Genomic DNA, 15,040 nt, shown 5'->3' with positions numbered 1-15,040 from the left:
ATGTCTTTAAATGTGTTTTTAAAAGTAGTGGAAATTCAGACGAAGCTTGCCAGTCTCTTTCCCTTTATTATCGGGGTCTTGTTTTCAATGACCTATTTTGGGGAAGTTCAGTGGGGCAACACGCTGGTTTTCTTCATTGGTATGGTGGTCTTTGATATGGCCACCACCGCCATTAATAATTACATGGACTTCAAAAAAGCCAAATCGGACGTCTACAAGTATGAAGAAAACATTATCGGACAATCAGGCGTTTCACCACAACTGGTCCGCAACATGATTTTCGCCATGATTGCCTTCACTGCCGTTGTGGGTGCTTACTTAACGGTTCAAACAGGCTGGCTCTTCCTCGTATTAGGCGGGATTTGCTGCTTCATCGGTATTTTCTACACGTATGGACCGATTCCGTTATCCCGCATGCCCTTGGGAGAAATTTTCAGTGGCTTCACGATGGGCTTAGGCATCTTCGTCTTAACCGTTTACTTGAACGTCGTCACCAATCCGCCTTTTTACTTAACGGTCGATTTCGCTAGCGGCGCCTTTCGTTTAGACGGCAATCTCTGGGCGGTACTTGCGATTGTCGTGGCGTCCTTACCCTTGGTCTGTTCGATTGCTAACATCATGCTCGCCAACAATTTACGGGACTTAGACACGGATATTGAGAACCACCGTTATACATTAGTCTATTATATTGGGCGCCCAGCAGGGATTGTGCTGTTTCAAGTGTTAGCGCTAGCTGGTTATCTGGTGATTTTATTCGGCTTCATTAGTGGTATTTATCAATGGCCTGTGTTAATCACGTTTGCCACTTTGCCTGTCATTTGGAAAAATATTCAAACGTTTAAACAAGAATTGCCGCAGCCGAAAAGTTTCCGTCATTCCATTAAGAACTTAATGGTTTTCAATGGCACCTATGCCTTAGGGCTATTCATTAGCGCCTTACTTGGTTAGTCTTGCGGAAAAATAGCGGGCTGGGCGAAAAAAATACTGTTTTTTTTCAGAGGCCTGCGTCAAAACAATCAAACAAAGCTCAAAATGTTAGTATTCGTTGCTAACATTTTGAGCTTTTCTTGTTAAAAATAGCGGAATCTTAAAATTTTGTCAGGGGATTTTGGTAAAAATTTGCCGAAATCGCCCTTTTTTTGAGCCGATTATTAAATAACAGCTGTTGTAACCCTTGTCAGAATAGGAATCTTCAAAATTTTCGCATGGGGTGCGAAAAAATCGTCAATTTCTGCTGGGGGTTTCTTTGTTATTATAGAGGAGTAACAAAAGGTTGTTTTGTCTTTCTTGTGTAAAAGGGCAAGAAAGGCTAGCGAGTTAAAAGGAGGTTTTTCAATGAAAAAAAAGCGTTATTTAATGATTGTGTGTCTACTATCTTCTCCTAGTTTTTTTATAAATGTTGAAGCGTCTGATGGTGGTTCTAGTTCGGTGGGGATTGAATTTTACCAAAATCCGAGAACACCCGCTCCTAAAGATCCCCCACCGAAAACAGATGCGCCAGCTGCTGATCCCAAGGAACCAGCTGGTCCCCCGCAAGGAGGTCAACGAAGTGGTGGTTCGACACAGACCACCACAACTGGCTCGCAGCTCCCTCGTACAGGGAGCAAGAGTCAGGCAAATTTGAGCATTCTCGGCTTCGCCTTAATTGGCTTGGCGGGAATCGTACATAGAAAGAGGGGACGACATGAAGCGAAATAAATGGCAACGTATTGCAGCTATTGGCTTATGTAGTTCTTTGCTAGTGAATGCCTTTTCTGGCGTGACGGCAGTTGCGGAAACCGTGACGATTGAAAGTAGTCCGACCGCCGAAAGTAGTGCCAAGGAAGAAACACCAGCAAGTAGCGTGAAGGAAGAAACAACGAAAGCCAGTACGGAAAATAGTCAAGTAACGACTGACACGAGTCAGGAAGAAGCAACGAAAGAAGCGGAGAAACAAGCAGAAACAGAAGTAAAAGAAGAGCAGAAAGAAGAACCGCAAGCAGAAGTGGAACAAGCAGAAACACCAGCAACTAGTAGTGAAAATGACCTACAAAAGAGCATTTCACCACGTTGGGTGCCGAATAATCAAGTGATTTATCCGAGAATGACCTTTGCTTTTACGGATGAAACAGGGAAAGCCTTTACTGATGAAAACTTAATGTTGTCAGGAAGATATCTTAATGTGTTCCGTAATGTTAATAATCAATGGGGCGGAAGCCCAGACCCTGTTAGTTATCCAATTACTTCTTCTAATGTAGGTGGTGGTCAATACCAAGTGGCGGTCAGCCAAGCAGTTCCTTTACCATATAATTTCTTTACAGATTTACCAACTGGTTATAACTTGAAGGGATATGCAATTGATTTGCTAAAAATTGATAATACGCTAAAATACGTTGACAGTATTAATACTTCAGGTACTTCAAATCAGTTATGGTTGACCAAATACAGTGCTCAACAGACACCTGAGACAGTACAGTTTGGTAACGATGGTTCGATTGGAATTGGGGCAAGAAGTTCTATATTTTCTAAAAGTAGTGCAAACATTTTTTTTCTGAGTTCAACACTTCATACGGATAATAGTGGTTTGGTGAATTTGTTGCAAGTAAGTAGTGGAGACACACCGAGTAGGCCAATACTATTTGGGTTTGACGGTACTACGATGTATCGCCAAACAGTGAATTACAAAGTCACACGTAAACAAGTCACCGAAAAGTTCGTAAATACTAGTGGCGTAGCTATTACACCGCCAACAGGGTTTACTCAAAATAAGAAAACACCAATGACCAGCAATGCTTTCACCTTCAAACAAGCAGGCACCTTACCAGACACCTATACAACAGGTGGTAAGACCTACAAGTTCAAAGGCTGGTACAAAGGCAAAACCAAACCAAGTACCTTGACCGCCACGAAAGCGCCAAGTTATGCGGTGACGTATGATGGGAATGATGACTTGAATGTGGTGTATGAGGAATTGATTCCACAAGATACGTGGGTTTATCCAGGTTTCTATGCAGAATTTGTCGATGAAAATGGTCAAGCATTCAATGAGCCATTAACATTTTCTGGTAACTATACTCAATTTTTAAGAAAAGCGGATAACACGATAAATCAAACGGGAACACGTACACCAATTGTTGGGACAAAAGATACTTCAAAAAACAACAAGTATAAAATAGGAACACAATCACGAGTCGCTATGCCTGCAAATTTTGATACACAAGTCAGTGATATTTATAATCTTCGTGGCTATACAATTGATGATATCACCATCACGAATACGTTGAATTATGTCGATAAGATTGAAGCAACAACTACAGAAATTCCTGTAGCAAGGTATCCTATTGGTTATGTGGGAGTCAATCCTGTTTTCAATAATGGGGACCCTACTTTTTTAAATGCCGTAGATAAAGGCTTTAAAAAAGGAACAGATAATAAATTTGCTATGAAAACAACCTTTGGTGCAGGTAGTTCCAATACAACCTATCCTCGATTATTAAGAGTGGCGGTCTCTGATAATCCTCCAGAAAAGCAAATGGTATTAATTGGCTTTGATGGGACTTCTACGTATAAACAAACAATGAACTACAAAGTCACACGGAAACAAGTCACCGAAAAGTTCGTAAATACTAGTGGCGTAGCCATTACACCACCAACAGGGTTTACTCAAAATAAGAAAACACCAATGACCAGCAATGCTTTCACCTTCAAACAAGCAGGCACCTTACCCGACACCTACACAACAGGCGGTAAGACCTACAAGTTCAAAGGCTGGTACAAAGGGAAAACCAAAACCGAGCCCTTGAAAACGACGAAAGCGCCAAGTTATGGGGTAACCTATGATGATAATGACGATTTGAATGTGGTGTATGAGGAAACAAAAGAAAAGACCACCACGATTCCAGCAGTTACGTATAAATTTGGTTTTGTCGATGAAAAAGGTGCTTTAGTCGCACCAACGAATTTTAACATGACAACTAATTTAACAACTGTCATGAATGGTACGCCGAAACAAGTCGGCACAGCTAGTGGTGTGAACAATGGTAACTTGAAACAGTTAACGATTCCGAGCCAACAACTAACGTATACACCAACGGTTAGTTCTGCTTATTCTGGTGGTACAAATTTCCGTGTAACTGTTCCTAAACGGTATAAGTTGCCAACAGTTAAGCCTGGGACATATTATACAGGCTCTAGTACCGCTTATCCAATTGCTACAACAAGAATGAGATACGTAGGTGGTGTCTTACCTGATGATCGTTTAGCAACAGATGGTAGTGAGTATACTTTAGCTACAACGACAACCGCTCATTCTTATCGACTACGACAACTCTTCTGGGAGACAGATACAACTAAAACCGTATTTGACTTAATTTTATCAACAGCAAATGCAGGAAATGCACCTGCTTACTACACTACAGACGACACCATGTATTATTTCTTAGAAAATCGCCGTGTCACCGAGAACTTCGTAGACACAAGCGGTGCTAAAATCACACCGCCAACAGGTTTCACCCAAGGCAAAAAAACGGCAATCACAAGCGATGCCTACACCTTCAAACAAGCAGGTACCTTACCAGACACCTATACAACAGGTGGTAAGACCTACAAGTTCAAAGGTTGGTACAAAGGCAAGTCCATACCCAACACATTGACAACTACCAAAGCGCCAAGTTATCAAGTGACCTACGATGATAATGATGACTTGAATGTGGTGTATGAGGAAGAAACAGTTACGACATTGTATCCATCAGTCGATATGAACTTTGTGAATGAAAAAGGCGGGGCTTTCACACCGGCGTTAACTTTTAGTGGTAAGTATTATGTACAAAGTACGAGTGACAATGTAATTAATAATTTATATGACGTGACCTCAAAAAATAATGGCAATGGGCAATATACGGTAAGTATCAATAATGGCAGTATTCCTTTGTCCCAAGAGTTGTTAAAAAAATACAATAATGGTCTGCCGATTAGCTCTACCAATAGATTACGATTCCATGTTGATAAATTGACAATCGACCAACAATTAAAATATATAGATGGTATTTAAATAGATACCGCTCAAAGTAGCCCGTTGAACTATTATGGTCATAAGTACACTAGCGGCAGTTCCACGATTTTTGATCCTAATGTCGCACCAACAGAGTATAATATGACTACAGAACAGATTAACTCGCTCAATTTTAGCTCAGACGGAACCTATTTTTATAATGCAAATAATCGATTTTTCAACATAAACTTAGGCTATAGTTCTTCAGGAATTAGCTTACTTTTAATGATGGCACTGTTTAATGAAAGTCCTGCGAATCAAACGAAACTTGTCTACAAAGTCACACGGAAACAAGTTACCGAAAACTTTGTCGATGCCAACGGTGCCAAGATTACTGCACCAACAGGTTTCACCCAAGGCAACCAAGTACCAATGAACAGTAACACCTTCAAGTACACAGCCGCAAAAGCTTTACCAGCGACGTATACTGCAGGTGGCAAGACCTATACGTTCCAAGGGTGGTATAAAGGGAAAACCAAGCCAAGTACCTTGAACAAAACCACAACACCAACGTTTAATGCGACTTTTGATGGCAATGACGATATGACCGCCATGTATAAGGAAGAAATACCAACGGCTAGTGTCACATTAACTCGACCAAAAGAAGTGATCGATACGAATACCAATGTAATCTGGACAACAACGATCACGAATACCAGCAAAGCACCCTTACAGAATCTCACCTTGAAAAAAGGGCCCAATTGGTCAGCTGGTCTGACGATCCCGACCTTCATGGAAGTGACACCAGAAGGAGAAACGACAAAATCAATCCCAGTAAATAGTACACTTTGGACAAATGGGGTTTCTTTACCAAATGCCGTTCCTATCGGCAAAAAAGTTTCAATTGCTTTCACAACTCGCGCAACAGGGAAAACAAACACTGTTTTGAAAGCAGAAGTTGTAGTATTTGGTGGTATTAAAGATAGTGCAGTGGACAACTTCGTGAGAATACGTCCAAATGATCAAGAAGTAGTCACACCAACGACCGAAGGCTTCATCAGTGTACCAACCTTTGATTTCGGTCAAGTGGGCGTTGCAGGAAGTAAGCAACAACACAGCTTGAAAAAAGCTGCGGATTACTACGGTAACGGCACACGCAATCCGTATGTCCGAATTAAGAAAACTCAACCAAATTGGAGCTTAACAGCGCAACTGTCGCAACCAAAATCAGCGACAGACAGCTTGCCTACAGCGACCCGCTTATTATTAGGGGCGGCACCTGTCTCTAGCTTCACCAATTACAATCAACCAACCGAGTTGAAAAATGCGGTCGGTACTACGAGTGCCATTAGCTTAACAGCCAACAACACGGCGACGAGTATTATTGCCAACAAGCAATTCACAGGTAGTAATGTTTACCAGTTGGACTTCACCTTCAATAATGTCAAACTTGAAGTGCCAGCCAATCAAGGTGTTAAAGGGCAACAATACAAGGCCGCAGTTACATGGAACCTAGTTACAGGTCCTTAAAATAGTTAAGTTATCATGAGAAAAGCTCAAAATGTTAGTGGTTATCACTAACATTTTGAGCTTTTTGGTTTAAATATTAAGGAAAAAACAGTTGGAGTTCATCAAAAGAGCGTTTAAATCCTTGATTTTCGCTAAAATAACACTTGTTTTCAAAGGGAACAGAGGCGCTCAGCCTTGAAAGGATAGGAATCACTAAAAAACGGCACTCAATATGTCAAAATTTGAAATTTCAAGCGGTGTGTTCTTTGGTAAAATAAATAAAAAAATGCTAGTTATCAGTATCGATAATAACAGGATACTGATTAAGAAAGGACTTTATAGAGACTATAGATTGAATTTTTACATAGAAAGAAGGAGCAAGATGAAGCGAGTAAATTGGAAAAGATGGCTAGTTGTTGGGTTAAGTTGTTCTTTGTTCATGGATTCAGTGGTTGGTGTGACTGTGTTAGCGGAAACGATTACTGGGGAGACGGAGCAAGGAGTAGCAACATCTCAGTCTAGTGACGAAGCGAGCCAGACGACACAGCCAACCGAAGAGTCACAGGCAACGGTCGCTAGTGAAGCGAAAACAGAGCCGCCACAGGAAACGGCAAGAATTGCTTCTCGAGCGATTGGTTATTCTTCTGTGGAAGGGCGCGAGATTCCCTTTTTCTTTGTGGAGGAAGACGGGACGTTGTTTGATCCCGACCGAATTACGATGGCGGTCAATCTTTCTTCGTTTTCGTTTTATGAAGAGAAATTACAACGAACCCCCCTTGAGCCTACCACTGTGAATGGCGGAAAGTTACTGTCTATTCCAACGTCACCAGCTTTTAAATATGATACCAACAATCGGGATCCAAGTAATATTTATGGCGTTTCTGAAGTATCGTTTACTATTCCTAAGGAGTATCAGAGCCTGGACATTCGACCAAGTACGTTTTATACAGGAGACACTACGCAATATCCAGTGCCAACGGTTTTTGCGAACGTTGGGGGCAAAGTGACGAACTATGTGGGCGCCAATGCGGAGACGGAATTAGAGTTAACCAATGAAAAAATGCCCAATAAGCTGACGTTTGGTCCTAAAAAGACGTTTAAATATACGGTAGCTACGGCACCAGGAGGCGTTACGTATGCACTGACCTATTTTTATGGAGATGTCGGCGGTCCAACTAGTTCGCACCAAAGACGAGGAACATCGGGTCCTGTGTATTATTATTTAACAAAGCGGCGTGTCACGGAAAAATTTGAGAATCCCGCAGGCGGGGCGATTCCTGCGCCAGAAGGTTTTACGCAGGATAAGAAAACCATTGTGACGGGGGAGGATTTTACTTTTACCCAAGAAGGCACTTTGCCTGAACGTTACACAGGCAGTGATGGGAAGACGTATTTATTTAAAGGTTGGTACAAAGGGAATGCAAAACCTAGCACGTTGGAAACCACCAAAACGCCTAGTTATGCGGTGACCTATGATGACAATGACGATTTGCATGTGGTCTATGAAGAAGCAGTGATGAAAACCTATACGTTGCCAGCGAGAGAAGCTTTATTCGGCTATGTTGATGAGCAAGGAAACTTGATTAATCCCGCCAAGTTTAAGCTAAGTGCGACCATGGGTGAAAGTGACGGAGCCACAGGGGAAATGACGACTTTTCCCACAATTGATGGAATCGATATGCCAGCAAGTCAATTAAAGAAATTAGCCATCCCGCAAAAAGTCTACACACGCCCAGACGATGGGACAATCTTAACTTATGGCCCGCAAGAAGTGAGTGTTGAAATTCCTAAGTATTACCAGACGATTTCGATTAAACCAACTACTGCGTATACAGGGGATAAAACCAAGTATCCAGTACCAAATGAAGTGCGCCGTGGCATCGAAAACCCCGACAACATTGTTAGTAGTTTAGTGGGAACCACTGCGTATAATTTGACCAAAAAAAGTGCTACGCGCTATACTGCCCGCCGTTCTTACTGGACGTGGGACCCCACGAAGACACTTTACTCAATGAGTATCTATTCAGGAACTGCTGGGGGCAACTATAATTTATCGACCCCCGATGGCACCATTTATTATTACTTAGAAAATCGGCGGGTCACTGAACATTTTGTAGATGATGGTGGTGCAAAAATCACGCCACCAACTGGCTTTACACAAGGAAATCAGCTAGTGATGGACAGTGAAAACTATGTCTACACTGCCGCAAAAACTTTACCGAAAATCTACCAAGCTGGTGAAAAAACCTATATCTTCCAAGGGTGGTTTAAAGGCAAAAGCAAGCCAGCAACATTAAAGACGACAACGACCCCAAGTTTTACACCAACTTTTAATGATGAGGACGACATGACCGCTGTGTACCAAGAAGCGATTCCCACCGCGGAACTAACGTTAACAGGTGCCGTTGACATAATCGAAAATGGCGCCACAATGGACTACTGGGAAGCACTACTGAAGAACACAGGCGAAGCGCCGTTAACCACCATTAAAATCAAGCCAACGGCAACTTGGGCGGCTGGCATCGGCGCACCCAACACGATATTTGTACAAGGAACGGGTCAAAACACCAAAGCCTTTCCTGTCACCAAAGAACAATGGACGACCGGTGCAGGAGTGTCCATCACGTTGGATCAGCCTTTACCAGCTGGCGGTCAATTAAAAATGAACATATTAGGAGCCACCGTGACCGGTCAACCTGGTCAAGTTTTAACCGCTGATGTTGAGGTAACGGGCAACTTTGGCAGCTTAACCGCCAAAGATACGGTCCGTATTAAAGATTTAGATCAAGAAATTACGAGCCCTGACGGCGACGGCTTTATTAGTACCCCGACATTTGATTTTGGTAAACTAGCAATTTCAGGAAGTAAGCAACAATATGGTTTGAAGAAGGCCGCAGATTACTACGGCAATGGCACTCGCAACCCTTATTTACGCCTGAATACTAGCCAAGCCAATTGGAGTTTAACGGCCCAGCTGTCACAACCGAAATCAGCCACAGACAGCTTGCCAACAACGACCCGCTTGTTGCTAGGAACGGCCGCTGCTGCAAGCTTTACCGATTACAACCAACCAACAGAAACCAGGACACCACTTGGCAAGACCAGCACCGTGACTTTAACCGCCGACAATACCGCAACAGCGGTGGTCGCAAACCAACAGTTCACAGGCAGTGACGTTTACCAACTAGACTTCACGTTAGCTAACATCAAACTAGAAGTGCCAGCCAACCAAGGTATGGCTGGCCAACAATACCAAGCCGCCGTCACGTGGAATTTAGTGACTGGCCCCTAAAATAAAAATGCCCGAGCCTCTTATTTTTCTAAGGCTCGGGCATTTTTATTGATGGTCTTTTGATGGTCGTTGTGCTATAATAGCGTTGAAAAGAGAGATATGCTGTAACATACCTCTCTAGTGTAGAGCCGTTTAAGACGGTGACTTTTTGGATTATTTAAAAATAACCGTACTTGGTCAAAGTTGACGGTTATTTTTTCTTGTCTTCTTTAACAACCTTTAGGATTCCGAAGATTAAAGTCGCGATAAAAGAACCGAAACTAATCATCAGAGCTAAAGCTTCTGCGATAGACAAAAGGCCTCTCCTTTCATAGATTTTAGTACTTACATTCATAAGCACCACCACCGAAAGGGAAAGTCTCTGCTCCTATGCTTCTCACTTTGTTGCGATGCTCGTTGCAAAGCGCATGTTCCTGTGCGCTTGCCACCGCCATAACTTCTCTACACATAGATTATACCATGTAAAACAAAAAAATAATTAGTTCCCAATATATTTTTTCAGGTAATTGTGCTATAACGGTAATGAAAAGAGAGCTATGCGCTAACATACCTCTCTGATGTAGAGCCGTTACTAACGGTGACAAAAATTAATATTTTTGAAATGACCGTCTAACTAGGCAAAGTTAAGCAGCGCCCCTTTCATTAAGGGGCGCTGCTTTTTAGTCGTTATTGCGATTGTTCAGTGTCTTTCGTAGAGAGGTTCATTTGTTCTTTGATGGCATTTTCGACACGTTGGCGTTCACTCTCTTCAACAAGTTGATAAGAAATACCTTCAATCCCTGTCACGCCATCGCCAGTGTAATCGTAGCCTTTTAATTGATCGGTTTCAATCGTTTTTAGTGCGGGGGTGTATTTTTTTAGCATCGCCATCATTTGGTCAAAGGACAAGTCGGTTTCACCATGTTCGCCGATTACGTCCAGAATTTCTTGATATTTTAGCAAGCTGTTAAAAGAAAGTAGCTTGTTGGTTAATTCGATTAAAACTTCTCGTTGGCGGCGTTGACGACCATAGTCGCCTTCGGGGTCTTCGTAACGCATGCGCGCGTATTGTAAAGCTTCCCAGCCCCCTAAATGCTGTTTGCCTTTCGGATAATGAATCCCTTCAGCGTCAAAAGCAAAGGCATTGTCAACAGTGACGCCGCCCACCGCATCGCCAAGGTCCTTCATAGCATCCATATCAATTGAAAAGTAATGATTGATTGGGATGTGCAAGACATTTTCAACCGTTTTAATTTGCATATCGGCACCACCGAAAACGTGGGCCGCATTGATTTTATTGTATTCGCCATTGGTGCCAGCCATTTCCACATAGTAGTCGCGCGGGATGCTGGTGATGGTAGTTTTTTGTAATTGATTATTCACTGTAACCACCATTAAGGCGTTGGAGCGGTAATCGGTTTTGCGTTTTGAGTCATTCGCAATTCCCATAATTAAGAAACTAACCGGCTCCCCTTTGGCTAAATCGGGACTCTTCGTGGAAGATTTTCTTGGTTTATACATGGTGTTCGCCGTTTTTTGCAAATTGCGATACATGCTGACGCCGTAAGCCGAAACAGAAAGTGTGCCTAAAAATAAAAGGGTTAAACTGAAGACCACGAATAAACTTTTTCTTTTACGAGAATGGCGGTGCCGGCGTTGTGTCGGTACTTCTGCTTCCTCTGGTTCTGATGCCGGCAAATAACGTTGAACAATTTGAAATGAAAAGTTGATCCAGCTATAACTTAGGAGCATCCCAGCGATGACATCACTAGGATAATGAACGCGTAAGATTAAGCGACCTAACACAATCAAAACTAAATAAGTGAGTAAGAAAATTTTGATGCCTTTGGTTTTTTCGACATGAAGATAGGCCAAAATGATCAAAATCGTACAGACTAGCGCCATTGCTAATAATGAATGTCCGCTGGGAAAGCTAGCAGAGCTTCGATCAGCTAAAGCGCCTAGGTTTGGTCGAGCCCGACCCACCACATGTTTAAAAACGCTCCCTAAGAAGCCGACAGCTAATAGGTTACTGACAGCCCAAAAGGCTAGAATTTTTTCTTTTTTGCGTAAAAGGTAAACCATCAATAATAAGAAGAATAGCAGCATTGGTCCAATTGTGGCTGTTTTTGCTAACAGATTGACCGCTGTTAAAAGTGGGGCATTTAATTGCCATTTGATGTGATAGATAGCTTCGTCCATTTGTTGAAACCAATTTGGACTAGCCGCCACTAACAAAGTGAGGAAAGTAAAACCAAGCGTTGTTAGGGCATAAAGTGGAAATTTTTTATTCGATGTTTGCATGAGAATCCCTTTCTTTTTCCCTTGAAAGAGTAGACTAAGCCAGCATCGATCGTAAATAAGCGCTTGCGACTAAACAGGACACAGCAAGCCAATCGGTTCTCATCGTCTGAGCTTTAGCACTATCCAACGTAAAGATTTCTCTTAGCTATTTTTAGAAGAGCCTTAATTCGACCATTCCTGTTTTACACATTGGTGTCTTTCGACATTTCTGCGCAATAGCCTATGTTTGGATAGGAGCCTCACCTAACAAGGTTATTTTATCTAACGCTAGAAGTATAGAATTTATGCAGCGGTTCTCACAATGAAGTTTAAGAAAATTTATTGTTTTTTAAATAAATTTAAAGGTGTGGGGAAGTGAAGCAGTTAAAAAAAACAGTACTTGAGCATTCTAAAAAAAGAGTGGGCAAGGCTGTTCTCGGTTAATCGCTATAAATAGTAGGTGTTCAATAATGATAAATTAAAAAACAAACATTTTTTATAAGAGTGCTATAAGTTTTTCTCAGTAAAAAAGGCGGACAGTTGCTATTGAATTGCTAGTTCATTTAAAATAAATATGTCGACAATAATTGTGCACAAAGTTGATGGTCGCTATCGAAAAAGTAAAAATGATGTTGTGGAGATTTTACGTTTCAGTTGATTAAGATTACATGTTTTTTGAAGGGTTTTGCTTATAAGGGAGCGATATACATGAAAAAAATGATGTTATTCATAATTGCAGTAGGCGCAACGATGATCAGTGTTTTTGCTTTAGGAGATGCACAGCAGAGTTATGCACACGGCTATGTTGATAGCCCAGTCAGTCGAGTCAAAAATGCGGAAGCAAACGGATTTGGATGGGGGCCTGGTCAAGACAGCTCACAGCCAGAAATTATCACGACACCCCAAGGAATTGAAGCGCCAACTAAATTATTAGACACGGGTCAATTAAATGGAAGGTTGCCTTCAGCTGGATTAGCAAGCTATTCCAAACTAGATGAACAAACAGCCACTCGTTGGGTAAAAAGTAATATAACAACAGGAGAGAATAATTTTAAATGGGTGATGACGGCAAAACATAAGACCAATCGTTTTAGATACTATATGACGAAACCTGGATGGAATCCTAATGCACCATTAACGATGGACGAAATGGAACTGATTGGCATAGTAGGGCAACCAATCGGTCAAGATTTACCTCCTGGTCAAGGATTTATGGTCAATGATACAGAAACACACAGAATAAATATTCCCGCTGATAGGAAAGGATACCATGTTATTTATGCCGTTTGGGATATCAATGACACGATTAATTCATTTTATCAAGCGATAGATGTTAATGTTCAATAATCAGGTATCAAGATAATGCGGCTGAGACAAAAGTGTTTAGCGCCAAGAACCAAGTAGGTCCTGTTCATCATCAAATCACTACGTTCTTCGTGATTCTCAACATTTGGAAGGATTAAGATACGCCGAACACTTGTGTGAGAAAGTCAATTTTGGCTTATTTTCGAAGGGGCTGCTTTTGTTCAGCTGATTATTTTCAGAAGTAGAAAGTGGGACATCAGTCAAAACGACTGATGTCCCGCTTTCTTTTTTCTAAATTTCCCTACTTATCCTCGATGCCATTCACCAATCTGGTCCAAACTAATTTCCCCAGAAGACAACGTTTTGGCCGTGCCATCAGGCAACTGGACAATCAATTCTCCATTTCCATTAATGGTTGTCGCAACGCCGCGGAAGTCTTGCCCGTTTTGGGTAAAAGCGACGTCTTTGCCAATCACAAAGGAGCGTTGTCGGTATTCTTCTAAAAAGTCTTTCGTTGAACGTTCGTCTAAAATTTGATAAAAATGATTCCAAATGTTGGCGACTAATTCATTTCGCGTCGCTGTCGGTTCACCATCTGGGAAAAGAGAAGTCACTTTCTGCCGAATGTCCTCAGGAAATTCGGTTTCTGTAATTGAAAAATTAATCCCCATGCCGATGATGACATTGGAAATCTGCCCTGTTTCCACATTGCTCATGGCTTCCGACAAAATCCCGCAAACTTTTTTGCCATTTAAATAAAGATCATTGACCCATTTAATTTCTGTGTGAACGCCTGCCAGAGCATCCATTGCTCGAGCGACCGCTACGGCCATAATCACAGTATATTGGGCGATTTCTTCAAAATTTTGGTTCGGTTGAAGCACCATGCTCATGTAAATCCCTTTACCTGGCGTAGCGAAAAATGGTCGGCCGAACCTGCCCCGCGGCATTTCTTGCATGTCAGCAACAATCAAAGTATTGTCGGGCGTCTGGTCTAAAATCGCCCGCTTAGCATCGGTCATGGTAGATTCAGATGTTTCTAGGACGGTAATTGTTAAAGGCGGCGTTTGGGGCCATAATGCCAACTGAATGCCTTCTGCAGAAAGGACATCTGATTTTTCAAGGCGATACCCCTTATTTTGCACGCTAGTAATTTGATAGCCATCTTTTTTCAATTCATTAATCGCTTTCCAAATAGCTGTGCGAGATAAGGACAGACGTTGTGCCATCTCTTCGCCCGAAAGGAATGCGGGCGTTTGTTTCATCAATAAAGTTAGGACTTGGCTTTTTGTCGACATATTTTTTCCTCCGATTCGTTATACTTATTGTAGCGGAAAGGAAAAGGCTTGGTCAACTAGTGAAAAAATCCATCTTAGGATGGAGGAAAATGAAGCAGGCGTTTGCTATACTTGTTTTATTGAGAAGGAGTGAGGGGAATGGAAAAGCAACAATATGTTTGTGAGAAATGTGGCAACATGCACTATGTGTCGGACCAATTTCAAGCAACAGGTGGGAACTTTGCGAAAATTTTTGATGTTCAAAATAAAAAATTTATTACAATTAGCTGTACCCAATGCGGCTACACCGAACTTTACCGCAGCCAAACAAGCGGCGGCATGAATGTCCTAGACTTTTTATTAGGTGGCGGTTAGTCAAAAACGAATGCATCTTTGCATTCGTTTTTTTGTGTGAATAGAAGATAG

At 41.9% G+C, this 15,040-nt stretch carries 9 protein-coding genes, 1 pseudogene and 1 riboswitch; of the genes and pseudogenes, 7 read left to right on the top strand and 3 right to left on the bottom strand.

Annotated elements, in window-relative coordinates; all coding sequences use genetic code 11:
* The 5 genes and pseudogenes from menA (at position 1) to IGJ37_RS12770 (ending at position 9,770) form a co-directional block, all read left to right on the top strand.
* Positions 1-948: a 1,4-dihydroxy-2-naphthoate polyprenyltransferase gene (gene menA / locus IGJ37_RS12790; protein WP_010821964.1), complete on the top strand. Its 948-nt coding sequence runs from the start codon at positions 1-3 to the stop codon at positions 946-948.
* Positions 949-1,335: 387 nt separating this feature from the next.
* Entirely contained in the window at positions 1,336-1,698 is a 363-nt protein-coding gene (locus IGJ37_RS12785) for an LPXTG cell wall anchor domain-containing protein (protein WP_077932980.1), read from the top strand.
* The gene (locus tag IGJ37_RS12780) at positions 1,685-5,029 is read left to right on the top strand and encodes a WxL domain-containing protein (RefSeq protein ID WP_430598934.1); all 3,345 of its coding nucleotides are present in this window, start codon (positions 1,685-1,687) and stop codon (positions 5,027-5,029) included. Before IGJ37_RS12785 ends, IGJ37_RS12780 begins: the two co-directional genes overlap by 14 nt.
* A 942-nt stretch (positions 5,030-5,971) precedes the next feature.
* Positions 5,972-6,499 (top strand): annotated as a pseudogene (locus IGJ37_RS12775) (WxL domain-containing protein); the annotation flags it as partial.
* Positions 6,500-6,710: 211 nt separating this feature from the next.
* A complete protein-coding gene (locus IGJ37_RS12770) occupies positions 6,711-9,770 on the top strand; it encodes a WxL domain-containing protein (protein ID WP_162784119.1) in 3,060 nt (1,019 codons plus the stop codon).
* 190 nt (positions 9,771-9,960) lie between these two features.
* Here the strand turns inward: IGJ37_RS12770 and IGJ37_RS12765 are convergent, their stop codons facing one another.
* Together IGJ37_RS12765 and IGJ37_RS12760 are read right to left on the bottom strand one after the other, a co-directional pair.
* Positions 9,961-10,104: a putative holin-like toxin gene (locus tag IGJ37_RS12765; protein WP_002387585.1), complete on the bottom strand. Its 144-nt coding sequence runs from the start codon at positions 10,102-10,104 to the stop codon at positions 9,961-9,963.
* A 332-nt stretch (positions 10,105-10,436) separates the two neighbouring features.
* On the bottom strand, positions 10,437-12,053 hold the full coding sequence (locus IGJ37_RS12760) for a phosphatase PAP2/LCP family protein (protein WP_085444189.1): 1,617 nt from the start codon (positions 12,051-12,053) through the stop codon (positions 10,437-10,439).
* A gap of 91 nt (positions 12,054-12,144) precedes the next feature.
* Positions 12,145-12,311: riboswitch (M-box (ykoK) riboswitch) on the bottom strand.
* 429 nt (positions 12,312-12,740) lie between these two features.
* On the opposite strand from IGJ37_RS12760, the gene IGJ37_RS12755 reads away from it, so the two are divergent.
* Entirely contained in the window at positions 12,741-13,379 is a 639-nt protein-coding gene (locus IGJ37_RS12755) for a lytic polysaccharide monooxygenase (RefSeq protein WP_002375448.1), read from the top strand.
* Positions 13,380-13,642: 263 nt separating this feature from the next.
* On the opposite strand, the gene IGJ37_RS12750 is transcribed toward IGJ37_RS12755, so the two are convergent.
* Positions 13,643-14,635, bottom strand: coding sequence for a biotin--[acetyl-CoA-carboxylase] ligase (locus IGJ37_RS12750; protein ID WP_010706961.1), 993 nt, complete (start codon positions 14,633-14,635; stop codon positions 13,643-13,645).
* Between the two features lie 138 nt (positions 14,636-14,773).
* Here IGJ37_RS12750 and IGJ37_RS12745 point away from each other — a divergent pair, with 138 nt between their 5' ends.
* Positions 14,774-14,989, top strand: a complete 216-nt coding sequence (locus IGJ37_RS12745; RefSeq protein ID WP_002354768.1) for a zinc ribbon domain-containing protein — start codon at positions 14,774-14,776, stop codon at positions 14,987-14,989.
* Positions 14,990-15,040 lie beyond the last annotated feature (51 nt).

Origin of the sequence: Enterococcus sp. AZ104 (genome assembly GCF_050546705.1) — a bacterium.
GTDB classification, from domain to species: Bacteria; Bacillota; Bacilli; order Lactobacillales; family Enterococcaceae; genus Enterococcus; species Enterococcus faecalis.
This window is presented reverse-complemented; position numbering and strand designations above follow the sequence as displayed.